Below are 22571 nucleotides of genomic sequence, written 5' to 3'. Positions count from 1 at the left end.
TCCAGGCAGTGTTTTCCACATTTCCGGGCCGTCCACAGGGCCGCTGGCGGAACCGTCCAATCGGGCGAACCGTCGATGTCATGGCGAGAATCGACGAGATCAGCGGCCGACAGCGCGGAATCATCAGCCGAGCCCAAGCCTTCCGAGCCGGACTGAGCCCCGACAAGGTTCGGAACCTTCTCGAATCCGGCCGTTGGCAACGGCTCTACCCCGGCGTTTATGCGACTTTCAGCGGCGAGGTGCGAAGACCCGCGATGCGCTGGGCCGCCGTTCTGTCAGCCGGGCCCGGCGCGCTGCTGTCACACCGATCGGCCGCGGAGGAGCTGGGCCTGGCCGAACACGAGGACGGGCATGACGCGATCCACGTGCTCATCCCCGCCGACCGGCACATCAGGCGGGCGTCCGGAATCGTGGTGCACCGTGGCACCCGGTCGGCAGCGCGGCGGCATCCGGCCCGGCTGCCACCGCAGACCCGGGTCGAGGACACGGTTCTCGATCTGGCTTCGGCGGCCACGGAAGAAGAGGAAGCGATGAGGTGGATCGCCGCAGCCTGCGGCCGTCGTCTCACCACGCCGGCTCGCCTCGCCCGCGCACTCCACGATCGGCCGCGGCTGCTGCGACGGCGCCGCCTCGCCGAACTGCTCGCCGAGGCGGATGCCGGCTGCGCATCGGTTCTGGAGTGGCGTTATCTGCGTGCCGTGGAACGGGCGCATGGACTGCCGGCCGCCGTGCGCCAGCAGCGACGCCCGCGCCGGGGTGGTTACTGGTACGACGACGTCTACTACCTCGACCACGGTGTCCGGGTTGAGCTCGACGGTCAGGCGGCACATCCGGCGGAACGGCGGTGGCGGGATTTCCGCAGGGACAACGCCGCGGCGCAGTCGGGGGAGGTGGTGCTCCGGTATGGCGCTGCGGACGTGAGCGCGACCCCGTGTGCCGTCGCCGAGCAGGTCGCCGAGGTGCTGCGTTCCCGAGGCTGGCGCGGAGAGATGAAACGGTGCCGCCAGATGTGCGGAAAAGGCAGGTGGTGAGCCGGGCGTTGGGGGACTGCTCCCGTAGTCCACCCTGGCCCGGCTCACCGTCTGCGTCGCGGCTCGTCTGGTCCCGAGCCGAGGTCCGCGACGTCCCCAGACCCACCTGCGGGCATGACGCTACGGCGTGACCGGTCCGTGCCGGAACCGCTGCGTGACCGGATTGTCCGTTCGGTTAGTCCGATTCGGGCAGAAAGACCGGACTTTACCGACATCTAACGCAATAATCCTGCCGACGATCACTCTCAGTGATGAGCCAGATTCATGACCTCGGCGGCCGCGCGGCCGTTCGCCAGGCTCGCGCCGTGGGTGACCACGAACGCGCTCACGCCTTCCGGCCGCCAGCTCGACGGCCAGCCCATCTCCACGACGCCCACCGGGCGGCCGGCGGCCAGCTTCTCCACCAGCGTCCTGGCCGCAGGCATGCTGTGGATGCGCCGGCCGACCACCACGATCGGGCGTTCCCCGGCCAGCTCGGCCACCTGCTCCGGTGTCGTCGAGGCCGCCACGATCTCGATCTGCTCGGTTCCGTTGAGGTGCGGGCGCAGACCCCACGGCACCCGGCCCTCGGCGATCGAGAAGCCGGATACCAGCTGGACGACCAGGGGGGATGTCAGTGCGGCGGGGGAGCCCTCCACGCGTACCGCACGGCGGGCCGCGGCAACGCCCAGCGCGAGATCGGACGCGGCCGCCGGGCGCGGTGTCGCCGCCCAGGCGGCGAGCGCGGCGGTACGCGCGGCCGCACCCTCCAGTCGTTCGAGAGGAAGACGCCCGTCACCGGCAGCCACGGCGATCTCGGCGGCGACATCCTCCACCAGTTCCCGGGTGACCTGCGCGCCGATGCAGAGCAGGTCGGCGCCCGCGGAGAGGGCGGCCACCGCGGCGAGCGGGATGCTACCGGCCGCTCCGGCGGCGCCCCGCATCTCCAGCGCGTCGGTGACGATCGCGCCGCGGAAGCCCAGCTCGTCGCGGAGCAGGCCGGTCAGCGCGGCCCGGCTGAACGTGGCCGGCAGCTCGCCGGTCAGCGCGGGAACCCGGATGTGCGCGCTCATCACGGCCTGCGCCCCGGCGGAGACGGCGGCGGCGAACGGCGGCAGGTCGCGCTCGCGCAGCAGGCTGAGTGGCACGTCGACGGTGGGCAGTTCGAGGTGCGAGTCGCTGACCGTGGCGCCGTGGCCGGGGAAGTGCTTGGCGCAGGCCGCCACGCCGGCCGATTCGAGCCCGGTCACGGCCGCGGCGGCGTGCCGGGCGACCAGGGCCGGGTCGGCTCCGAACGAGCGGGTCCCGATGATCGGGTTGTCGTCGGCGGTGTTGACGTCGACGGTGGGCGCCAGGTTGAGGTTCACGCCGGCGGCGGCCAGGTCACCGCCGACCGCGGCGTAGACCCGCCGGGTGAGCTCCGGGTCGTCGACCGCGCCGAGCGCGGCGTTTCCCGGGTACGGGCTACCCGTGCGGTGGCCCAGCCGGGTGACGTCGCCACCCTCTTCGTCGATCGCGATCAGCACGTCGGGGCGGGCCGCCCGCAGGGTGCCGTTGAGCGCCGCCACCTGTGCGGCGTCGACCACGTTCGTCCCGAAAAGGGTGTGCCCGGCGAGCCCGTCGGCGACCAGCTGGAGCGCCCAGTCCGGCGCCGTGGCACCGGGGAAGGCGGCGAGCAGGGTACGCAGGGCGAGCCGGCGAAGGCCCGGGTCGTGAGACATGTTGTCCTTCCGATGGCGCGGATCTGGTCCGGAAGACCTGCGACCTGCCATGATCGCTCGGAGTCGATGAGCCACCCTCCGGCTAGGCAACGTCGCCTACCGTTACGCTGCGGCTGCGGTTTGAGCGTCGACACTGTAACAGGAAAGAACCTTTAGTATTAAGGACAACGCTATGGCCACCCGTCTCCCGGGCACGCCCCGGCTGCTGCGCGCACTCAACGACCGTGCGGCGCTGGACCTTCTGCTCACCCGTGGACCTCTGACACGGGCGCAGCTCGGCGAGATGACCGGCCTCAGCAAAGTCACCGCATCCCAGCTGGTGGAACGCCTCGAAGAACGCGGTCTGGTCCGCCGGGTCGGCGAGCAGGCCGGCGGCCGTGGCCCGAACGCTCAGCTGTACGCCGTCACCCCCGGTAGTGCCCACGTCATCGGCGTCGACGTCGGCCCGGACTGCGTCGTCGCGGCCTGTGCCGACATCACCGGCACCATCATCAGCCGGGTCGAGCAGAGCACCAAGGACACCGACGACCCGGTCGGCGTGGTGCACAACGCGGTGATCCAGGCCGCGACCGAGGCCGGGACCGACATGTCCTCGGTCCGCCGCGTCGTGCTCGGCACCCCCGGCCTGGTCGACCCCGAGTCCGGCGAGATCTCCTTCGCGCACGACCTGCCCCGCTGGCACCGCGGCCTGCTGGCCGAGCTGCGCAAGGACCTGAGTACCCCGGTCCTGTTCGGCAACGACGTGAACCTCGCCGCCGTCGCCGAGTCCGGCACCGGTGGCGCGGCCACCGGGGTCAGCGACTTCGCGCTGATCTGGATCGGTCGCGGCGTCGGTCTCGCCACCGTCATCGCGGGCCGCCTGCACCAGGGCGCCACCGGTGCGGCCGGTGAGATCGGGTACCTGCCGGTGGCCGGCGCCGAGGTGCCGCACAACGCGTCCCGGCGCGGGGTGAAGGGCGCGTTCCAGGCGATCGCCGGCGCCGACGCGGTGAAGGCGATCGGCAAGCAGTTCGGCTTCCGGGGCGCCGAGGCGTCCGACGTGGTCCGCGCGGCGGTCGCGGCCGGTCCGGCCGGTGAGCCGGTCCTCGACGAGCTGGCCCGGCGGCTGGCGCTCGGTGTCGCCGCCACCTGCGTGGTGCTCGACCCGCCGCTCGTGGTGCTGGCCGGCGAGGTGAGCCGTGCCGGTGGCGCCGCCCTGGCCGACCGGGTGGAACGTGAGGTCGCGGCCATAACTCTGGTCTCGCCGAAGGTCGTGGTGACCGCCGTGGCGTCCGAGCCGGTGCTGCACGGCGCCCTGCGGACGGCTCTGGACGCGGTCCGCGACGAGGTGTTCGGCTCGACCACCGACTGAGTAGGTGGTGCCGGGAAACAACAGGCCCACATGGTTGGATGGACGCGTGCTGGAGGCTGCCGTATCCATTCCGCCCGACGAGGACACCGTCATCGCCTTCGACCGCGTCAGCGTGGTCCGCGCGGGGAATTTCCTGATTCGTGACCTGTCCTGGCAGGTCGAGCTCGACGAGCGATGGGTGGTGCTGGGCCCGAACGGCGCCGGCAAGACCACCCTGCTCAACCTCGCTTCCGCCCGGATGCACCCGACCAGCGGCCAGGCGTACGTGCTGGCCGAGAAGCTGGGGCGCACGGACGTGAACGAGTTGCGTACCCGGGTGGGCATAACCACCGGCCGGTTCGCCGACCAGGTGCCGCCGGACGAGAGAGTGCTGGACGTGGTGATGACCGCCGCGTGGTCGGTGGTCGGCCGCTGGCGGGAGGATTACGACCCGCTGGACGAGGCCCGCGCCCGTGAGCTGCTCGACCAGCTCGGCATCGCTGCTTTCGCCGACCGTTCGTTCGGCACGCTGTCCGAGGGTGAGCGCAAGCGCACCCAGATCGCCCGTGCCCTGATGACCGACCCCGAGCTGATGCTGCTCGACGAGCCGACCGCCGGGCTCGACCTGGGCGGCCGGGAGACCCTGATCGGTCACCTGAGCGAGCTGGCGCTCGACCCGGACGCCCCGGCCATGGTCCTGGTGACCCACCACGTCGAGGAGATCCCGCCGGGATTCACCCACGGCCTGCTGCTGCGCGAGGGCGGCACGGTCGCGTCCGGCCTGCTCGGCGAGGTGCTCACCGCGGAAAACCTGACCAAGACGTTCGGGCTTCCGCTGGTGGTGGACCGGTTCGGCGACCGCTACACGGCACGGGCCGCCTGAGATGGCGCCCAAGGTGGTCGTGGTGGGCAGCGCGAACATGGACCTGGTCGGTCTGGCGCCCACGCTGCCCCGACCGGGTGAAACCGTGCTCGGCGACGACTTCGTGATGGCGCCCGGCGGCAAGGGCTCCAACCAGGCCATCGCGGCGGCTCGGGCCGGCGGCGAGACCACGTTCCTCGGCGCGATCGGTTCAGACGCGTTCGGGGTCACCCTGGGCGCGCGACTCGCGGCTACAGGCGTCAACACCACTTGGGTACGCACGAGCTACGGCACGTCCGGCGTAGCAGTGATCATGGTGGACCATGCCGGGGAGAACTCCATCCTGGTCAGTCCCGGGGCGAACCGGACCTTCACCGGCCTCACCGCCGACGAGCAGGCGGTGATCGGCGAGGCCGACGTACTGCTCTGCCAGCAGGAGATCCCGATGGAGACGGTGCACGCCGCGCTGCGTGCCGGCCGCGCGGGCGGCACCCGGACCATCCTGAACGCCGCGCCCGCCCGTGACCTGCCGCCCGGTCTGCTGGACGAGGTGGACCTGCTGCTGGTCAACGAGATCGAGGCGCGGGCCGTGGCCGGCACCGGGGAACCCGACATGGGCGCGCTGCTGGCCCTGGTGCCCCGGGTGGTGCTGACGCTCAGCGGCTCCGGCGCCCGGTACGCCGACCGCGACGGCCAGGACGTGCACATCCCGGCGTTCCCGGTGGAGGTGGCCGACACCACTGCCGCCGGTGACGCGTTCACCGGCGCGCTCGCCGTCGCCTGGGGCGAGGGCCGTGATCTGCTCGACGCGGTCCGCTGGGCCAACGCGGCCGGCGCGGCCTGCGTCCAGCGGGTCGGCGCGAGTGGCGCGCTGCCCGAGCGCGCCGAGATCGAGGCCCTCTACAACTCCTAGGGTCTGCGGCTGCCCGACGCGATGTCCCAGACCAGCTCGTCATAGGTACGGCCGCGCTCGTCGAGCACCTGCCGCAGCGCGGCCTCACCGGCTTCAACCGCGTCCTGGGTACGGTCGTGCCGGCGCTCGGCGGCCCGCAGTTGCCCGTACAGCTCGTCGGCCGCGGCCACCGCGGGGCGGGACGGCACCCGCCGGTTGGAGTGGTAACCGATCACCCGTCCGGCGCTGTCGAACGACGGGGTGACGTGCGCGAACACCCAGTAGTGCGCGCCGTCGGCGGCGAGGTTCACGACGTACGCGAAGATCTCCCGCCCGTCCTGGACGGTGTCCCAGAGCAGTTTGAAGACCGACCGCGGCATGTCCGGGTGGCGGATCACGTTGTGCGGCTGCCCGACCGCCTCCGCCTCGCTCAGGGCGGAGATGCGCAGGAAGACGTCGTTCGCATAGGTGATCACACCGTGCGGATCGGTCTTGGTGACGATCAGCTCACCGTCGCTGAAGGTTCGTTCGGTACCGGTCGGCCGGATCTGGGTGAGTCGCATGATGACCTTCTCTGCGGAGAAATCGGGGTTTCAGGCCTCGCGGATCATGGTGACGAACCGGGACACCTCGCCCTGCAGCACTTCGGCGAGCTGGGACAGCCCGCCATCGGTCACGTCCTGGCCGCCGTCCACGGCCCGGGCGATCCCGTCGACAAGACCGCTCATCTCGCGGATCCGCGCGGTCACCGCCTCCAGCACGCCGATCGCGTCGGCGGCCGCCTGCTGCACCGTGGCGACCTGCCGCATGATCTCCTCACTGGACGCGCTCGTCTCGTTCGCGAGCGACTTCACCTCGTTCGCCACCACGCCGAAGCCGCGCCCGGCCGTGCCGGCCCGAGCCGCCTCGATGGTGGCGTTGAGTGCCAGCAGCCGGGTCTGTGCCGCCACCTTGTTGATCAGGTCGACGGCGTGCCGGATCTCGTCGGAGGAGCTGCGCAGCGAGGAGACCGTGCCGAGGCCCCGCTCGGCGTCGGTGACCGCCTCCCGGGCGAAATCGGCCAGCCCGTTCGCCGAGGCGCCCATCTCGGTGGCGGCCGTGGCGACCTGCTCGGAGACCGTGAGCACGGCGGATTCGAGCTGGTCGGCGAGGCGCAGCCGGCCCTGGGCAGCGCCGGCGAACTCGGCGGCGGTCCGGCTCATCACCTGGTTCGAATGGGTGATCTGCTGCGCGGCCGTCCGGTAGACGCCGTTCAGCCCCTGATCGAGGAACTTGCGATGGAACCGGCCCTCGGCGGCCGCGGCCGAGGCGGCACCGGCTTCGCGGACGAACGCGTCGGTCTGGTCGAGCAGCCCGTTCACCGCCGCGCGCAGGCCGGCGGCCTGCGCCGACTCGCCGATGAAGGTGACCCGCGCCTCCAGGTCGCCGCCCCGCGCGCGAGAGCAGACGTCGATGACCACGCGAACCGCGTCGTCCAGGGACTCGCTGGGGATGATGTCTCGCTTGCTCATGATGCTTTCATCGTCCACATGCCGGACGAATCCCGGATCAGGATTCGCCAGAAGCGATCAGCGGGACACGCGCCAGGCCCAGGCGATCAGTGGCGCCTGCAGCGGCAGCCGGCCGAACGCGACGGCCCGCTGCGCCGGGGGAGCATGCCGCCAGTCCACCGCCATCTTGACGTTGGCCGGGAAGACCGCGGCGAACAGCGCCGCGGCGGCCAGGCCACCGGCCCGGCGGGTCCGCGGATGCGCGACGGCGGCGGCCACGGCCAGCTCGGCCACGCCGCTCAGGTACGTCCAGGTGCGCGGCGAGCCGGGCAGCGACCGCGGCACGATCTTGTCGAACGGCCGGGGCGCGACGAAGTGCAGCACACCCGTCGTGGTCAGCAGCGCGGCCAAGCCGGCGGCGTCACGCCTCACCGGCGGACCGCCGGCTCCAGGGCGCGCTGGAGTGCCCGGTAGACGCGGCCGAAACGCTGGGCGTTGTCGGTGCGCAGCAGCAGCACGTCGCCGCCCGGGACCCGGCCCCAGATCTCCAGGCTCCGGCTTCCCCTGTCGTACGACCTGTCGACCCGCTCCAGCATCAGGTCGGCGACCGGGACGGCGGCGAGGCCGAGCAGGATGCCGCCGACGACGAGAGCGAGGGTGGTGGCGAGCGTCGCCTCGATGACCAGCGCGACGCCGATCGCGAGCAGACCGGCGACCAGGGGCAACAGGATTGTCAGGCCGAGTGCGCCGCGCCAGGCGATGACACTCCAGTCACGAGCGCCTCGGGTGTACCAGACCCGGATCAGCTCGGGCAGCCGGAAGTCCTGGTTGTTCATGTGGACCGCGGACGATGTGATGAGCACTTCCGGGTCTCGGTAGTACGTCGTCATTTCCCCTCCCAGAGGACCCCAATGTATCCCGTACCCGTCGTAGGCTGTCGGCCAAACGACCCCAGCGCGAGGAGGCACCGGGTGGGCGAGTTCGTACGGCTCGAGGTCACGGACGGCATCGGCACGATCCGGCTCGAAAGACCCCCGATGAACGCGTTGAACACCCAGGTGCAGGAAGAGCTGCGCTCGGCCGCGCACGCTGCCTCCACCGACGACCAGGTTCGCGCCGTGGTCGTGTTCGGCGGGGAGAAGGTCTTCGCCGCGGGCGCCGACATCACCGAGTTCACGACCGTGACGTACCAGGAGATGGTGGCCCGGGCCGGCGCGCTCTCCAGCGCGTTCGACGCCGTCGCCCGGATCCCCAAGCCGGTCGCCGCCGCGATCACCGGGTACGCCCTGGGCGGCGGGTGTGAGCTGGCTCTCGCCTGCGATTTCCGGGTGGTGGCCGACGACGCCAAGCTCGGCCAGCCGGAGATCAGGCTGGGCATCATCCCCGGCGCCGGCGGCACCCAGCGTCTGGCCCGGCTGGTCGGCCCGGCCAAGGCCAAGGACCTGATCTTCTCCGGCCGGATGGTGGACGCCGAGGAAGCGCTGCGGATCGGGCTGGCCGACCGGGTCGCGCCGGCCGCTGACGTGTATTCGACAGCGCTGGCGCTGCTCAGGCCGTACACGACCGGTCCGGCGCTCGCGCTGCGCGCCGCCAAAGAGGCGATTGACGGCGGTCTGAGTGTCGACCTGGCCTCCGGCCTCGCGCTGGAGTCTCACCTGTTCGCGGGGCTCTTCGCCACCGACGACCGGGTGGAGGGGACCACCGCTTTCGTCGAGAAGCGCAAGCCGAAGTTCACCGGGAGGTAGTGGAGGGACCGAGACGGGCGCGTCATTGCCTAGACTGCGGTCATGTCCATCGACCAGGGTGGTCCGAAGCGGTACGCCCTCGGCATCGACTTCGGCACCTCGAACACCGTCGCCGTGGCGCGATGGCCGGACGGCCGTGCCCGGCCGATCCTGGTCGACGGTTCACCGTTGCTGCCGTCCGCCGTCTACGCCGACGCCGCGGGCAACCTGCTCGTCGGCCGGGACGCGGTGCACAGCGCCCGGCTCGACCCGGCCCGCTTCGAGCCGAACCCGAAACGCCGCGTCGACGACGGCCTGGTGCTGCTCGGCGAGCGTGAGTTCGAGGTCGTCGAGCTGATCGCGGCGGTGCTGGCCCGGGTCGTCGAGGAGTGGCACCGGGCCGTGGGGCCCTATCGGCCGGAGACCACGCTCACCTGCCCGGCCAGCTGGGGTTCGGCCCGCCGGACCCTGCTCGCCGAGGCCGCCGCGCAGGCGGGGCTGGAAAGCGTCCGGCTGGTCGCCGAGCCGGTGGCCGCGGCGACGTACTTCGCCGAGGTGCTCGGGCGGGACGTGCCGATCGGGTCGGTCGTGGTGGTGCACGACTTCGGCGCCGGCACGTTCGACGCGAGTGTGGTGGCGCGTACCTCATCGGGGTTTGAGGTTCTGGCCGTGGACGGCCGGGACGATCTCGGCGGGCTGGACGTGGACGCCGCGGTCGTCGAGCACCTGAGCACCGACGACTGGCAGCCGCTGATGGCGCCCTCCACGCTTGAGGAGCGGCGTGCCCGGCGGCAGCTCTGGGATGACGTGCGGATCGCCAAGGAACGTCTCTCCCGGGCGCAGGCCGCCGATTTCGTGGTGCCGCTGCTCGACGTCGAGGCGCACCTCACCCGCGAGGAGCTGGAAACGGTGGCCCGGCCGGTGCTGGAGCAGACCGTCCAGATCACCAAGAACCTGCTGCGCTGGGCCGACCTGCCGGACGGCAAGCTGGCCGGCGTCTTCCTGGTCGGTGGCGCGAGCCGGATCCCGCTGGTCGGCACGCTGCTGCACCGCGAGCTGGGCGACCCGCCGGTGGTGATCGAGCAGCCCGAGCTGGTGGTGGCCGAGGGCAGCATCCTGGCCGGGGCGGCCCTGCTGACCAGCGAGCCGGCCGCGCCGGGACCGACCGAGGAGATGCGGCTCCCGTCGAAATACCTGGCGGTCCGGGAGTCCGAGCCTGTCCAGGAGTCCGAGGCGAACGGCATCACGGTGCTGTCCGGCTCGAAGATGGCCGCGCTCGCCGGGCCGGTCGCCGGGCCTACCGAGGAACGGCCCGCTGTCACCACGCCGGTCGCGGTGCAGCCGTCGGCCGAGCTGGCCGCCGAGGCGGAGCAGGCCACGGTCCTCGCCGCCCGCCCGCAAGCGCCGGCGGAGGCGGAGGCATCCGAGGAGCAACCGGGGGACAACGGTCCCACCGAGGTGCGAAGTGCCAGTTCTCTCCAGCATCCCGGGCCGCTCAAGACCGAGCGTCTGGGCGAGACCGCTCAGCCGGCCGAGCCGCTCCCGCAGCGACGGCCCGCGAGCACACCGCTGCCGCAGCGAACCCCGCAGCCGGCGGAACCCGCGCCCGCCGCGAAGTCAGCCGAGGAGCGGCGGGAGCCTGAGTTCGACCCGGACACCCCGCCGCATCTGCGGCCGCCGGTCGACCCGTGGCCGGACGCCGACCCGTCGAGCTGGCGGCCCGACCCGGACGCCACGGCTGCCACGCCTCCGCCGCGTAACGACGGGTGGCCGTCACCCGTACCCCAGAGGCAGGCTGGACCACCGCCGCGCGTGACGCGGCAGTCGCCGCCGGTGGTGGCACATGCTCGGCCGATCTCTCCGATGAGCGCGCAAGCGCGACCGGTGTCGCCGGTGATGGGTTCGGCGCGTCCGGTGCCGTCGGCGCGGGCGGTCGTGTCCGCTCCGCAGCGACCGCAGCCGCCCGGTCCCGACCGTCCGATCCGGCAGCAGAACCAGCCGGAACAGCAGAAACGCCAGAAACCGCAGAAACCGGCGAAACGGCAGGGCAAGAAGCGGCGCGGGCGGTTCGTGCGCAGCGTCCAGATATTGCTCAGCCTGATCGCGATGGTGATCGTGCCGCTGGCCGCGCTGGTGCTCGCTTACGGGTACGCGAATGGCGATCCGCTGGCGGAGGACGCCATCAACGTCTTCGAGGACATCGCGAAGCTGATCGGTCTGAACTAGGGCTTCTTTTCGTCCTTTTGTTCGCCATCCGGCTGTTCGTTCTCTTGAGGCACCTCGCGATCGGCCTCGCGCTCGCGTTCCTGATTCAGCTCGGCCTCCCACGCGGCGAGCATCTCGCGCTCGCGACGGGACTTCTCCACGTTCATCGAGCGCAGGAAGTCCGGGTCGTCGTCGGGTGAGGACGGGCGGGACGGCGAGCGGCGAGGCCCGGAGACCGGACGGCCCCAGGCGAAATAGGCGGCCGGGCCTGCGATCGGGATGAAAAGAATCACCAGCAGCCAGGCCGCACGCGGCAGATTGCGGACACGCTCCGCCGAGAGACCGCTGATGAGCGCCAATATGAGGAGGACGAGCGCCACCGCGGCCAGAAGGATGAACAACCGGACCATGCCGCAATGATGCCCCGCCCGAGCCAGGACGGCGACGATCAGAGCATGACAACCCATCCTGCGAGGACGGCGAGGGCCACCGTGATCAGCGCGTAGGCCCGGATCAGGCGCGGAACAGCGGCCGGAATCCGGGCGCGGAGATCCTCGGCGCGGTGCAGGGCGATGCCGGCCAGAGCCGCCCAGCTGATCATCGAACCGGCCGCGACCAGCCATTCGTCCGGCCCGGCGCCGGGTGCGAAGGCGGGCCGCACGGCGAGCAGCGCGACCACGGCGGCGGAGAGCCCGGTGCGGCGCCAGGCCAGCCGGGTCCGCTCCGGCGAAGCACCCGGATCACTCATCAGAAGATCTGGACCAGCACTGCGACGACCAGCGCGACCGAGCCGAGGGCGACCACCACGGCGAGAATCGCGGGGAACCGGGAGCGGGGCAGGGCGGTGCCGAGCCGCATGGCCCGTTCGGTACGCGCCCAGTGGTCGACGGCCCGGAGCGCGACCAGGCCGCCGAGCAGCAACAGGACGATCGAGATGATCTCGCGAAGGTGCTCGATCGGCAGCGGTGGCAGGAACTGGGCGCACGCCAGACCACCGGCGATCAGGGCGAGGCCGGTGCGGATCCAGGCGAGGAACGTCCGTTCGTTGGCGAGCGAGAACCGGTAATCCGGTGTGGTGCCCACCTTCGACGAGCGTTCCGGGTCGAACCAAAGAGTCAGGTCACCGAGCACGTGGCCGATTATTGACCTGTCGGGTCAAGAAGGTGGTGCCAGAGGGTGCGTACTTCGTCACTGACGCAGGCCTCACGCGGGCGGCCGCAGCGGCACCACGGAGAGTCCGGGCCGGCGCGACCATGGGACTGCGGCTCCGTGATCTTTCCCGGTGGGAGAGTATGGGTCGTGGGCGGACTGGTGCCGTTCACTAGTGAGACGTTTTGGCCGGACATGTCAGACACCTCCTCGTCGTCACTGTAGCGATCCCAATCGCGCCGTGGGTGAGGTGAGTCACTCTGGGTGTCCGGCAACAGAAAAGCTACTGGCGGGTAACCTTGCCGACATGTCCGCCGCGAGGCGCGAGCAACCGGCGGTGGGCCGACCGCAACGGTGCGTTCAAAACAGGAGGGTCGTAGTAGCGCGATGAATATCGTCGTACTGGTCAAGCAGGTACCCGACTCCGGTGCCGAGCGCGCCCTGAGCGCTGACTACTCGGTGGACCGCGCGTCCTCGAGCAATGTCATCAACGAGATGGACGAATACGCCATCGAGGAAGCGCTGAAGATCAAGGAGGCGCACGGCGGCGAGGTGACCGTTCTGACGGTCGGTCCGTCCGGCGCCACCGAGTCGATCCGCAAGGCGCTCTCGATGGGTCCCGATAAAGCGGTTCACGTTCAGGACGACGCGCTGCACGGTTCGTGCGCGATCGCCACCTCCAAGGTTCTCGCCGCCGCGCTGCGCACGCTGAACGCTGACCTGATCATCAGCGGCGCCGAGTCAACCGACGGCCGTGTCCAGGTCGTCCCGCACATGCTCGCCGAGCTCCTCGGCGTGGCCGCTCTCACCGGCGCCCGCAAGCTCACTGTGGACGGTTCGCAGCTGACCGTCGAGCGGCAGACCGACGAGGGTTACGAGGTCGTCACGGCCGCCACCCCGGCGATCGTGAGCGTCTGGGACACCATCAACGAGCCGCGGTACCCGTCCTTTAAGGGCATCATGGCCGCGAAGAAGAAGCCGGTGCAGAGCCTGTCCCTGGGCGACCTCGGCGTCTCCGCGGACGAGGTCGGCTTCGCCGGCGCCACCAGCCAGGTGCTGGAGTTCTCGAAGCGCCCGGCGCGTACCGGCGGCGCGAAGGTCCTTGACGAGGGTGACGGCGGCACGCAGCTGGTCGCGTACCTCGCCACCGAGAAGTTTGTCTGAGCGGGGACGGGTAAGAGAGATGGCTGAAGTACTGGTAGTTGTCGAGGCGGGCGTCAAGAAGGTCACCCTCGAGATGCTGACGATCGCTCGTGGGCTCGGTTCGGTCTCCGCGGTGGTGTTCGGCGAGGCCGACACCGCGAAGCTCGCCGAGTACGGCGCCGAGAAGATCTACACCGCGTCCGGTGAGGACGTGGCGGGTTACCTGGTGGCGCCGAAGGCCACCGTGCTCGCCGAGCTGGTCAAGCAGGTGCAGCCGGCCGCCGTGCTGCTCGGCTCGACCCAGGAGGGCAAGGAGATCGCCGCCCGCCTGGCGATCAAGCTGGACAACGGCCTGCTCACCGACGCGGTTTCGGTCGAGGCCGACGGCACCGCCACGCAGGTGGTCTTCGCCGGTTCCACGATCGTCAAGTCCAAGGTCACCAAGGGCCTGCCGATCGTCACCATCCGCCCGAACTCGGTCACCCCGGAAGCCGCTCCGGCGTCGCCGACGACCGAGGCGCTGACCGTGTCGGCCTCCGACGCGGACAAGCTGACCAAGGTCGTCGAGCGGGTCGCCGAGCAGAAGGGCTCGCGCCCCGAGCTCACCGAGGCGTCGATCGTCGTCTCCGGCGGTCGTGGCGTCGGCAACGCGGACAACTTCAAGCTGGTCGAGGAGCTCGCCGACCTGCTCGGTGGCGCGGTCGGCGCGTCCCGCGCGGCGGTCGACTCGGGTTACTACCCGCACCAGTTCCAGGTCGGCCAGACCGGCAAGACCGTGTCGCCGCAGCTCTACGTGGCGCTCGGCATCTCCGGTGCGATCCAGCACCGGGCCGGCATGCAGACCTCGAAGACCATCGTCGCGGTGAACAAGGACCCCGAGGCGCCGATCTTCGAGCTCGCCGACTTCGGCGTCGTGGGTGACCTCTTCAAGGTCGTCCCGCAGGCCGCCGACGAGGTGCGCAAGCGCAAGTAAACCCCGCTTCTGGAAACGGCCCGGCGGTTTTCCGCCGGGCCGTTTCTTCTTCCCTGGGTACGCCTGAAGCGCGCTTGATCTTTACCACTAGGACGACTGCGGGCGTCCGCCTGAAGACGGCCTAAGCTTGGAGCCGATGGCCTACTTGGATCACGCGGCGACCACGCCGATGCTGCCCGTCGCACTGGACGCTTACGTCGCCGCGGCGCGGGAGGTCGGCAATCCGTCGTCCCTGCATGCGGCCGGTCGCGGCGCCCGGCGACTGGTCGAGGAGTCCCGCGAGCGGATCGCCGCGGCACTCGGCGCCCGCCCCTCTGAGGTGATCTTCACAGGTGGCGGCACCGAGAGCGACAACCTGGCGGTCAAGGGGATCTTCTGGGCGCGGCGTGCCGCCGACCCGGCCCGGACCCTGGTGGTCGCCTCCGCTGTCGAGCACCACGCGGTGCTGGACGCGGTCGACTGGCTCGGCGCTCAGGAAGGCGCCGAGGTGGTGACCCTGCCGGTCGACGGCGACGGATGGGTCGATCCGGCGGTCGTGGCCGATCTGATCGCCGAGCGCGGCGACCAGATCGCGGTGATCAGCGTCCAGTGGGCGAACAACGAGGTCGGCACGATCCAGCCGATCGCCGAGCTGGCGCGGCTCGCGGCCGCCGCGGGCATCCCGTTCCACACCGACGCGGTGCAGGCGGCCGGCCAGATCCCGGTCGACTTCGCGGCGAGCGGTGCGGCGGCACTCACCATCACCGCGCACAAGCTGGGCGGCCCGGTCGGCGCCGGCGCGCTCCTGCTCGGCCGGGACATCGCCTGCACGCCGCTGCTGCACGGCGGCGGCCAGGAGCGCGACGTGCGCTCCGGGACGCTGGACACCCCCGGCGTGGTCGCGTTCGCCGCGGCCGTCGAGTCCGCGATCAAAACCCGGGATGAGTACGCCCAGCGCGTCGCCGCCCTCCGCGACGACCTGGCCGCCCGGGTCCGCGCGCTGGTTCCGGACGCCGTCTACAACGGTTCGGCCGCTGATCGGCTCCCCGGCAACGCGCACTTCTCCTTCCCCGGCTGCGAGGGTGACGCGCTGCTGCTGCTCCTGGACGCGCAGGGTGTCTACTGCTCGACCGGCTCGGCCTGTTCGGCCGGGGTGGCCCAGCCCAGCCACGTGCTGCTCGCGATGGGTGCCGACGACGCCCGCGCGCGCTCCTCGCTGCGCTTCACCCTCGGTCACGACAGCACGGTCGCGGACGTCGACGCGCTGCTCGCGGCGCTGCCCGGTGCGGTGGAGCGTGCCCGCCGGGCCGGAGCGTGGAAGACACCCAGATAGGCTGGGGTCATGCGAGTTCTAGCGGCCATGTCGGGCGGTGTCGATTCCGCGGTCGCGGCCGCGCGAGCAAAGGACGCCGGCCACGACGTCACCGGCGTCCACCTGGCGCTGGCCCGTAATCCTCAGACGTTCCGGACCGGAGCGCGCGGCTGCTGCACCCTGGAGGATTCCCGGGACGCGCGCCGCGCCGCCGATGTGATCGGCATCCCGTTCTACGTGTGGGACATGGCGGAGGAGTTCCACGACAACGTGGTCGACGACTTCGTCAACGAGTACGCGGCCGGCCGCACGCCGAACCCCTGCCTGCGCTGCAACGAGAAGATCAAGTTCGAGGCAGTGCTGGACCGCGCGGTGGCGCTCGGGTTCGACGCCGTGGTGACCGGTCACCACGCCCGCCTCGGCGCCGACGGGCTGCTGCGGCGCAGCGTCGACATCGCCAAGGACCAGTCGTACGTTCTGGCCGTTCTCACCCGGGCGCAGCTGGACCGGGCGGTCTTCCCGCTCGGTGACTCGACGAAGGAGCAGGTGCGCGCCGAGGCCGCGGCCCGTGACCTCGCGGTCGCCGACAAGCCTGACTCGCACGACATCTGCTTCATCTCGGACGGCGACACCCGGGGCTTCCTGGAGAGCAAGCTCGGCAGCGCGCCCGGCGACATCGTCGACGGCCGCACGGGCGAGACGCTGGGTTCCCACAACGGGGCCTACGGCTTCACCATCGGTCAGCGCAAGGGGCTGGACCTGCGGGTTCCGGCCGCGGACGGCCGCCCTCGCTATGTGCTTTCGATCACTCCGGTGTCGAACACGGTGACGGTTGGTCCTCGTGAGGATCTCGAGGTCGACGTGGTGACCGCGGATCGACCGGTGTGGCACTCGTCTGCGGATATCGCCGACTGCGAGGTCCAGCTCCGGGCGCATGGTGAGGTGGTCTCCGCTGCTGTCTCGCTGGCAGACGGTGTGCTGACCGCCCGGTTGAAGTCGCCGGCTCGCGGCGTCGCCGCCGGTCAGGCCATCGTCGCCTATCGGCCGGACGCCGACGGTGACATCGTGCTCGGCTCCGCGACCATCACCGCGGGAAGCCGGGCCGCCGCCAATGCCTGATTTCCCCTGGCCGTCCGGGTCCGCCACCGGCATCGGCTCGATGCCCGGCACCGATGTCGCCGAGGCGCAACGGATCATCTTCGGCGAGCTGCCCAGCCTGCCGCACCTGGCCGAGCTGCCGGGCCGTGGCCCGGGCTCCGACATGATCGGGCGGACCGCGGGTCTGCTGGTCGAGATGCCGGTCCAGGTCTACGCCGGGCGCTGGCAGATCGCGTCGCGACCCGGCAAGGACCTCCGGCGTACCGATGATCTTTTGGAACGCGACCTGGACCAGCTCACCGAGCAGGGTGACGGCTTCACCGGCACGGTGAAGATCCAGGCGGCCGGCCCGTGGACCCTCGCGGCCAGCCTCGACCTGCCGATCGGCGGGCGGATGCTGCGTGACCTGGGCGCGGTGCGCGACCTCACCGACTCGCTGGCCGAGGGTCTGCGCCGGCACGTCGCCGACGTGCGCAAACGGCTTCCCGGCGCGACCGTGCTGCTGCAGCTCGACGAGCCGTCGCTGCCGGCCGTGCTGGCCGGGCACGTGCCCACCGAGAGTGGCCTGTCGGCCTATCGCGTGGTGTCCGCGCCGGCCGCGGCGACCCGGCTGCGCACGATCTCCGAGGCCGTCGACGCCCCCGTCGTGATCCACTGCTGTGCGCCGGACCTGCCGTTGCAGGTGGTCCGGGACGCTCGTGCCGCCGCCGTCTCGCTCGACCTCTCCCTGGTCAAGGACCTGGACCCGCTCGGCGAGGCGATCGAGGCCGGACTGGGCATCTTCGTGGGCGCGGTCCCCTCGACCGGCCCGGCCCGGCCGGACGCCAAGCAGATCGCCGCTCGGGTGACCACGCTGTGGCAGCGGCTCGGCTTCCCGGCGGCGCTGCTGCCCCAGCAGGTGGTGATCACGCCGGCCTGCGGCCTGGCGGGAGCCACCCCTGGGTACGCGCGAGAGGTCCTCAAAGCCCTCACCGAAGCCGGTCGGCGCATCTCCGAGGTGTGACTCCCAGTTTTGTCAGTGGGTGGGGCTACCGTGCTCCATAGGTCTCACTGACAGGGGGTTCGTGGTGGACGGTTCGCCTACGCCGCAGGCGAGTGCGCGTCATGCCGAGCTGGCCGACGAGATCCGCGGCCACCAATATCGCTATTACGTGCTCGACGCGCCGACGATCACCGACGGCGACTTCGACGTGCTGCTGCGCGAGCTCGAGGCGCTGGAGACCGAGTTCCCGGTCCTGCGCACGCCCGATTCCCCGACGCAAAATGTGGGCGGCACCTTCTCCAGCGACTTCGCCTCGGTCGACCACATCGAGCGGATGATGTCGCTGGACAACGTCTTCAACACCGACGAGCTCGCCACCTGGGCCGAGCGGACGGTGCGTGACTCCGGCGGTCCGGTGCGGTTCCTCTGCGAGCTCAAGATCGACGGCCTGGCGATCAACCTGACCTATGAGAAAGGCCGCCTGGTCCGCGGCGCCACCCGCGGCGACGGGCGCACCGGCGACGACGTCACGCCCAACGTGCGCGCGGTCGGCGGCATCCCGGAGCGGCTCACCGGTGACGACGTGCCCGACCTGCTTGAGGTGCGCGGCGAGATCTACTTCCCGGCCGAGGCCTTCGCCGGCCTCAACGCGAGCCTGGTCGAGCGCGGCAAGGACCCTTATATGAACCCGCGCAACGCCGCCGCCGGCAGCCTGAGGCAGAAAGATCCACGGATCACCGCCTCCCGTGGCCTGCGCATGGTGGTGCACGGCATCGGCGCCCGCGAGGGCTTCCAGCCGGCGTCCCAGTCCCATGCCTACGAGGTGATGAAAGCGTGGGGCCTGCCGACCAGCGAGCGGTGGCGGCTCTGCGACGACATGGACGGCGTCCGGGCGTTCATCGACTACTACGGCAAGCACCGCCATGACGTCGAGCACGACATCGACGGCGTCGTGGTCAAGGTCGACGACGTGGCGATCCAGGGCCGGCTCGGCTCGACCAGCCGGGCGCCGCGCTGGGCGATCGCGTTCAAATACCCGCCCGAGGAGGTCACCACCAAGCTGCTCGACATCGCGGTCAACGTGGGGCGCACCGGCCGCGTGACGCCCTATGCGGTGCTGGAGCCGGTCAAGGTGGCCGGGTCGGTGGTCGCCCAGGCGACGTTGCACAACGAGCAGGAGGTCGCCCGCAAAGGCGTGCTGATCGGCGACACCGTGGTGCTGCGCAAGGCCGGCGACGTGATCCCGGAGATCCTCGGCCCGATCCTCGAGCTGCGCCCGGCCGACGCCCGGCCGTTCGTGATGCCGGCCGAGTGCCCGGACTGCGGCACCCCGCTCGCCCCGGCGAAAGAGGGCGACATCGACATCCGGTGTCCGAACTCCGAGTTCTGCTCCGGCCAGCGCCGCGAGCGGCTGGAGCACGTGGGCAAACGAGACGTTCTCGACATCGAGGTGCTCGGCGCCAAGGCCGCCCGGGCGATGATCGACTCAGGTGCGCTGCACGACGAGGGCGACCTCTTCGGCCTCACCGAGGATGATCTGCGCCGGGTCCCGTTCTTCGTGAAACAGAACGGCGATCTCAGCGCCAACGCCGGCAAGATGCTGCAGAGCCTGGCCGAGGCGAAATCCCGCCCGCTGGCGAAAATCCTGGTCGCGCTCTCGATCCGGCACGTCGGCCCGACCGCGGCCAAGGCACTGGCCGTCGAGTTCGGCTCGATGACGGCGCTGGAGGAGCTGCTCGCCAGGACAGCCGCCGAGCCGGCGATCGTGGAGGCCACAGCGGAGGCAGCGGAAGCCGTGCGGGCCGCATCGTCTGAGGGTGGTTCGCCTGACGCCTCGTTGGCCGAGGGTGAGGCGGCCGAGGGTGAAGCGGCCCAGGCGGAGGCGGCCGAGGCTGCCGTGGCCGCGGAGTCCGCGAAGCGGAAAGCCAAGGTCGTCGACCCGCTCGCCGCGGTCACCGACGTCGGCCCGATCATCGCGCACAGCCTCCGCGAGTGGTTCACCGTCGACTGGCACCGGGAGATCGTCCGCAAGTGGCGTGACGCCGGGGTGAGGATGGCCGACGAGCGGGTCGACACCGGTCCCCGCCCACTGGCCGGTCTGACCGTGGTGGTCACCGGCACGCTGAGCGGCTTCACCCGGGACCAGGCGTCCGAGGCGGTGACCTCGCGCGGCGGCACGGTGAGCGGCTCGGTGTCGAAAAAGACCGGCTTCGTGGTGGTCGGCGACAACCCCGGCAGCAAATACGACAAGGCGCTCTCGCTGAAGGTGCCGGTTCTCGACGCGGCGGGCTTCACGGTTCTGCTGAGCGACGGGCCGGACGCCGCCCGGGAGGTCGCCGAGCACGGCTGATCGGCCGTAACCCAAACGGGGGATTTAGGAGCATTCCCGCGTCTGGCGCCTTATGCCGGTTTAGTTACGCATAGGTAGTTTAACCTAGAAAGCGCCATGTGGATCTATGGTGTAGTCGATCGGTGATCGAGGCCATCATGGAGGTCGCATGGATGCCGCTCGCCTGCATATCGCCGGCTATGAGGCTGCCGTTGGTCCGTGCGCCGACACAGGCCCCGAGCAACAACAACCGGCCCCGGTCACACCGGGGCCGGACGCCACACGTCTGGACATTCACTGCTTCGACCCGGGAAAGCCGGAGCCGGAGCGGCCGGACAGCGCCCGCCCGCTGACCGGGACCCGGCGCCGCCGCACGATCGTCATCACCGCGATCGGGTCGGTCGCCGGAGGGCTCGTGCTCTGGGCCGCCGACCCCGGGGCGTTCGCCGGGCTCCCGGCCGCCTTCTGGGTGATGGCGGTCCTCGCGCTCATCGCGGACGCCCGGCCCTACCTGGTGCCCGGCCGCCGGGCCAGCGCGATCATCCTGCCGTCGATCTGCTTCACGTTCGCGATCCTGCTGGCGTGGGGCGGTCCGCCGGCTCTGGCGGTTCAGTTCGCGGCGGTCACCGTGGCCGGCGTACGGCTGCGGCATTCCGTCCGCCGGACTCTGCACCTGGCTCTGCAGCACGCGGTCGCGCTCGGTGCCGCCGCGGCCGTCGCTGCCCTCACGTCACTGCGCATCGGGCCGGAGGACCTGGCGGCCGGCCCGAGCTGGCACGATGCCGCCCTCACCTGCGCCACCGCTGCTGCCTGGATCGCGGCACGGTATGCGGCAGCGGCTGCCGTACGCCGCTGGACCGTCGACAGCCGGCCGCGCATCCACCGCCGGCGCGGGCACGCCGACCTGCTGGCCACCGCGGCACTGCTGCTGCTCGGGCCGATCCTGCTGGTCGCCGCGGTGGTGAGCCCGGCCCTGCTGCCGCTGGCCCTGCTCGCGCTGCACGCCGTGCACCGGATGGTCCGCTGGGCCGGTGAGTCGGAGCGGGCCGCCCGGTTCGACTCGCTCACCGGGCTGCCGAACCGCCGGGCGTTGCAGGCCGCGATCGCCGAGCGCTCCCCGGATCGGCGCCGCGCGCTGCTCCTGCTGGACCTGGACCGATTCCGTACGGTCAATGACGCTCTCGGCCACGGCGCCGGCGACCGCCTGCTGGCCCGGGTGGGCGACCGTCTCGCCGCCGTGGTCCCGGCACACGACCTGGTCGTCCGGCTCGGTGGCGACGAGTTCGCGGTCCTCGCCACCCGGGTGGAGGGCCCGGCCGCGGCCCGGCGGATCGCGCAGCACCTGTCCGAGGCGCTGAGCCGCCCGTTCCCGCTGGACGGCACGCCGGTGGAGCTGAGCGCCTCGATCGGGATAGCGCTCCAGTCCGGCCGCCGTGATGCCGGGACGCTGCTGCGCGAGGCCGAGGCCGCGATGTACGAGGCGAAGCAGCGCGGTGACCAGCTCGCCGTGCACGGCCCGGACGCGGCCCACCACTCGCCGGACCGGCTGGCGCTGCTCGCCGAGCTGCGCACGGCCCTGCGCAAGGACCCGGCCGACGACGGGATAGTGCTCTTTTACCAGCCGCAGATCGCGATCGCGACCGGCGAGGTGACCGGGGTGGAGGCACTGCTGCGCTGGTGTCACCCGCGGCGCGGAACGGTCGGCCCCGAGGAGCTGCTGCGGGCGGCCGAGCCGACCCCGGTGATGCGGATGCTGACGGCCCGCGTACTGGAAGAAGTGATCATCCAGCTGGCGCAGTGGTGCTCGCAGGGGCGGCCGTTGCGGGCCGCGGTCAACGTGAGCGCCCGGGACCTGCACGCCGGCGACATCGCCGACCGGGTCGGCGCCCTGCTGGAGCGGTACGCGGTCCCCGCCGAACTCCTCCAGCTGGAGATAACCGAGAGCGCGCTGATGGCCGACCCGCACCGGGTGCTGGAGACGACGACCCGGCTGAGCCGGATGGGCGTGGCGATCTCGCTGGACGATTTCGGCACCGGGTACTCGTCGTTGCAGCACCTGCGCCGGCTTCCGCTCGCCGAGGTCAAGATCGACAGGTCGTTCGTGCTGGGCATGGCGACCGACAAGGGCGACGCGGCGATCGTACGCTCGGTGGTGGGTCTGGCCGAGGCACTCGGCCTGCGCGCGGTCGCCGAGGGTGTGGAGGACGAGGCGACCTGGCGGCTTCTGGCCGCGGCAGGCTGTCACACGGCGCAGGGCTGGTTCCACGCGCGCCCGATGCCGGCGGCCGATCTCGCCGAGTGGCTGGCCCGGTACCGGCCGGTCCAGCCCCGGAAAATAGACTCAGGCAAACCGTCGAAACTATGAGGGGGCA

At 71.3% G+C, this 22571-nt stretch carries 21 protein-coding genes; 13 read left to right on the top strand and 8 right to left on the bottom strand.

From position 1 onward, the window contains the following. Positions 1 to 80: 80 nt before the first annotated feature. On the top strand, positions 81 to 1031 hold the full coding sequence (locus B0I29_RS39680; protein ID WP_181558213.1) for a type IV toxin-antitoxin system AbiEi family antitoxin domain-containing protein: 951 nt from the start codon (positions 81 to 83) through the stop codon (positions 1029 to 1031). A 245-nt stretch (positions 1032 to 1276) separates the two neighbouring features. Here the strand turns inward: B0I29_RS39680 and B0I29_RS39675 are convergent, their stop codons facing one another. After that, positions 1277 to 2731, bottom strand: a complete 1455-nt coding sequence (locus B0I29_RS39675; protein ID WP_111654322.1) for a glycoside hydrolase family 3 N-terminal domain-containing protein — start codon at positions 2729 to 2731, stop codon at positions 1277 to 1279. A 172-nt stretch (positions 2732 to 2903) separates the two neighbouring features. Between B0I29_RS39675 and B0I29_RS39670 the strand changes: the two genes are divergently transcribed. From B0I29_RS39670 to B0I29_RS39660, 3 genes are read left to right on the top strand one after another with little or no spacing between them, the layout of a single operon-like run. Then, positions 2904 to 4082, top strand: a complete 1179-nt coding sequence (locus tag B0I29_RS39670) for an ROK family transcriptional regulator (protein ID WP_111654321.1) — start codon at positions 2904 to 2906, stop codon at positions 4080 to 4082. 34 nt (positions 4083 to 4116) lie between these two features. Then, on the top strand, positions 4117 to 4944 hold the full coding sequence (locus B0I29_RS39665) for an ABC transporter ATP-binding protein (protein ID WP_111654320.1): 828 nt from the start codon (positions 4117 to 4119) through the stop codon (positions 4942 to 4944). A gap of 1 nt (position 4945) precedes the next feature. Next, positions 4946 to 5836, top strand: a complete 891-nt coding sequence (locus B0I29_RS39660) for a ribokinase (protein ID WP_111654319.1) — start codon at positions 4946 to 4948, stop codon at positions 5834 to 5836. Here the strand turns inward: B0I29_RS39660 and B0I29_RS39655 are convergent. Genes B0I29_RS39655 through B0I29_RS39640 form a run of 4 tightly spaced genes read right to left on the bottom strand, consistent with a single transcriptional unit; the run spans position 5833 to position 8195 of the window. After that, positions 5833 to 6378: a PAS domain-containing protein gene (locus B0I29_RS39655; protein WP_111654318.1), complete on the bottom strand. Its 546-nt coding sequence runs from the start codon at positions 6376 to 6378 to the stop codon at positions 5833 to 5835. The genes B0I29_RS39660 and B0I29_RS39655 overlap by 4 nt on opposite strands. A gap of 30 nt (positions 6379 to 6408) precedes the next feature. After that, on the bottom strand, positions 6409 to 7326 hold the full coding sequence (locus tag B0I29_RS39650) for a methyl-accepting chemotaxis protein (protein WP_111654376.1): 918 nt from the start codon (positions 7324 to 7326) through the stop codon (positions 6409 to 6411). Positions 7327 to 7383: 57 nt separating this feature from the next. Further along, on the bottom strand, positions 7384 to 7737 hold the full coding sequence (locus B0I29_RS39645) for a DoxX family protein (RefSeq protein WP_111654317.1): 354 nt from the start codon (positions 7735 to 7737) through the stop codon (positions 7384 to 7386). Further along, positions 7734 to 8195 carry a DUF6232 family protein gene (locus B0I29_RS39640; RefSeq protein ID WP_111654316.1) on the bottom strand — a complete coding sequence of 154 codons (462 nt, stop codon included), beginning with the start codon at positions 8193 to 8195 and terminating at the stop codon, positions 7734 to 7736. The genes B0I29_RS39645 and B0I29_RS39640 overlap by 4 nt, the downstream gene beginning before the upstream one ends. Before the next feature lie 81 nt (positions 8196 to 8276). Between B0I29_RS39640 and B0I29_RS39635 the strand changes: the two genes are divergently transcribed. Then, positions 8277 to 9050: an enoyl-CoA hydratase/isomerase family protein gene (locus B0I29_RS39635; RefSeq protein WP_111654315.1), complete on the top strand. Its 774-nt coding sequence runs from the start codon at positions 8277 to 8279 to the stop codon at positions 9048 to 9050. 42 nt (positions 9051 to 9092) lie between these two features. Next, entirely contained in the window at positions 9093 to 11255 is a 2163-nt protein-coding gene (locus tag B0I29_RS47185) for an Hsp70 family protein (RefSeq protein ID WP_245973134.1), read from the top strand. On the opposite strand, the gene B0I29_RS39625 is transcribed toward B0I29_RS47185, so the two are convergent. From B0I29_RS39625 to B0I29_RS39615, 3 genes are read right to left on the bottom strand one after another with little or no spacing between them, the layout of a single operon-like run. After that, positions 11252 to 11644, bottom strand: a complete 393-nt coding sequence (locus B0I29_RS39625) for a PLD nuclease N-terminal domain-containing protein (RefSeq protein WP_111654314.1) — start codon at positions 11642 to 11644, stop codon at positions 11252 to 11254. The genes B0I29_RS47185 and B0I29_RS39625 overlap by 4 nt on opposite strands. Before the next feature lie 38 nt (positions 11645 to 11682). Next, positions 11683 to 11982 (bottom strand): DUF202 domain-containing protein, encoded by a 300-nt coding sequence (locus B0I29_RS39620; RefSeq protein WP_111654313.1) that lies wholly within the window; start codon positions 11980 to 11982, stop codon positions 11683 to 11685. Next, complete coding sequence (locus B0I29_RS39615) at positions 11982 to 12365, bottom strand: YidH family protein (protein ID WP_111654312.1); 384 nt, start codon at positions 12363 to 12365, stop codon at positions 11982 to 11984. Before B0I29_RS39615 ends, B0I29_RS39620 begins: the two co-directional genes overlap by 1 nt. 405 nt (positions 12366 to 12770) lie before the next feature. On the opposite strand from B0I29_RS39615, the gene B0I29_RS39610 reads away from it, so the two are divergent. The 7 genes from B0I29_RS39610 to B0I29_RS39580 all read left to right on the top strand — a co-directional run bounded on the left by B0I29_RS39610 (position 12771) and on the right by B0I29_RS39580 (position 22564). Continuing rightward, the gene (locus B0I29_RS39610) at positions 12771 to 13547 is read left to right on the top strand and encodes an electron transfer flavoprotein subunit beta/FixA family protein (RefSeq protein WP_111654311.1); all 777 of its coding nucleotides are present in this window, start codon (positions 12771 to 12773) and stop codon (positions 13545 to 13547) included. 19 nt (positions 13548 to 13566) lie between these two features. Next, positions 13567 to 14499 (top strand): electron transfer flavoprotein subunit alpha/FixB family protein, encoded by a 933-nt coding sequence (locus B0I29_RS39605; protein ID WP_111654310.1) that lies wholly within the window; start codon positions 13567 to 13569, stop codon positions 14497 to 14499. A 136-nt stretch (positions 14500 to 14635) separates the two neighbouring features. Beyond that, positions 14636 to 15811: a cysteine desulfurase family protein gene (locus tag B0I29_RS39600; RefSeq protein ID WP_111654309.1), complete on the top strand. Its 1176-nt coding sequence runs from the start codon at positions 14636 to 14638 to the stop codon at positions 15809 to 15811. Between the two features lie 9 nt (positions 15812 to 15820). Next, entirely contained in the window at positions 15821 to 16909 is a 1089-nt protein-coding gene (mnmA, locus tag B0I29_RS39595; RefSeq protein ID WP_111654308.1) for a tRNA 2-thiouridine(34) synthase MnmA, read from the top strand. Further along, positions 16902 to 17891, top strand: coding sequence for a methionine synthase (locus B0I29_RS39590; RefSeq protein ID WP_111654307.1), 990 nt, complete (start codon positions 16902 to 16904; stop codon positions 17889 to 17891). The genes mnmA and B0I29_RS39590 overlap by 8 nt, the downstream gene beginning before the upstream one ends. A gap of 64 nt (positions 17892 to 17955) precedes the next feature. Continuing rightward, a complete protein-coding gene (gene ligA / locus B0I29_RS39585) occupies positions 17956 to 20220 on the top strand; it encodes an NAD-dependent DNA ligase LigA (RefSeq protein WP_111654375.1) in 2265 nt (754 codons plus the stop codon). Between the two features lie 148 nt (positions 20221 to 20368). Continuing rightward, on the top strand, positions 20369 to 22564 hold the full coding sequence (locus B0I29_RS39580) for a putative bifunctional diguanylate cyclase/phosphodiesterase (RefSeq protein ID WP_111654306.1): 2196 nt from the start codon (positions 20369 to 20371) through the stop codon (positions 22562 to 22564). Positions 22565 to 22571 lie beyond the last annotated feature (7 nt).

Origin of the sequence: Actinoplanes lutulentus (genome assembly GCF_003259845.1) — a bacterium.
GTDB classification, from domain to species: Bacteria; Actinomycetota; Actinomycetes; order Mycobacteriales; family Micromonosporaceae; genus Actinoplanes; species Actinoplanes lutulentus.
This window is presented reverse-complemented; position numbering and strand designations above follow the sequence as displayed.

Bases quoted from the DNA above. Each gene is read 5' to 3' on its own strand.
- B0I29_RS39680 (WP_181558213.1), top strand. From the start codon at position 81: ATGGCGAGAATCGACGAGATCAGCGGCCGACAGCGCGGAATCATCAGC.
- B0I29_RS39675 (WP_111654322.1), bottom strand. From the start codon at position 2,731: ATGTCTCACGACCCGGGCCTTCGCCGGCTCGCCCTGCGTACCCTGCTC.
- B0I29_RS39670 (WP_111654321.1), top strand. From the start codon at position 2,904: ATGGCCACCCGTCTCCCGGGCACGCCCCGGCTGCTGCGCGCACTCAAC.
- B0I29_RS39660 (WP_111654319.1), top strand. From the start codon at position 4,946: ATGGCGCCCAAGGTGGTCGTGGTGGGCAGCGCGAACATGGACCTGGTC.
- B0I29_RS39655 (WP_111654318.1), bottom strand. From the start codon at position 6,378: ATGCGACTCACCCAGATCCGGCCGACCGGTACCGAACGAACCTTCAGC.
- B0I29_RS39650 (WP_111654376.1), bottom strand. From the start codon at position 7,326: ATGAGCAAGCGAGACATCATCCCCAGCGAGTCCCTGGACGACGCGGTT.
- B0I29_RS39640 (WP_111654316.1), bottom strand. From the start codon at position 8,195: ATGACGACGTACTACCGAGACCCGGAAGTGCTCATCACATCGTCCGCG.
- B0I29_RS47185 (WP_245973134.1), top strand. From the start codon at position 9,093: ATGTCCATCGACCAGGGTGGTCCGAAGCGGTACGCCCTCGGCATCGAC.
- B0I29_RS39625 (WP_111654314.1), bottom strand. From the start codon at position 11,644: ATGGTCCGGTTGTTCATCCTTCTGGCCGCGGTGGCGCTCGTCCTCCTC.
- B0I29_RS39620 (WP_111654313.1), bottom strand. From the start codon at position 11,982: ATGAGTGATCCGGGTGCTTCGCCGGAGCGGACCCGGCTGGCCTGGCGC.
- B0I29_RS39610 (WP_111654311.1), top strand. From the start codon at position 12,771: ATGAATATCGTCGTACTGGTCAAGCAGGTACCCGACTCCGGTGCCGAG.
- B0I29_RS39605 (WP_111654310.1), top strand. From the start codon at position 13,567: ATGGCTGAAGTACTGGTAGTTGTCGAGGCGGGCGTCAAGAAGGTCACC.
- B0I29_RS39600 (WP_111654309.1), top strand. From the start codon at position 14,636: ATGGCCTACTTGGATCACGCGGCGACCACGCCGATGCTGCCCGTCGCA.
- mnmA (WP_111654308.1), top strand. From the start codon at position 15,821: ATGCGAGTTCTAGCGGCCATGTCGGGCGGTGTCGATTCCGCGGTCGCG.
- B0I29_RS39590 (WP_111654307.1), top strand. From the start codon at position 16,902: ATGCCTGATTTCCCCTGGCCGTCCGGGTCCGCCACCGGCATCGGCTCG.
- B0I29_RS39580 (WP_111654306.1), top strand. From the start codon at position 20,369: ATGGATGCCGCTCGCCTGCATATCGCCGGCTATGAGGCTGCCGTTGGT.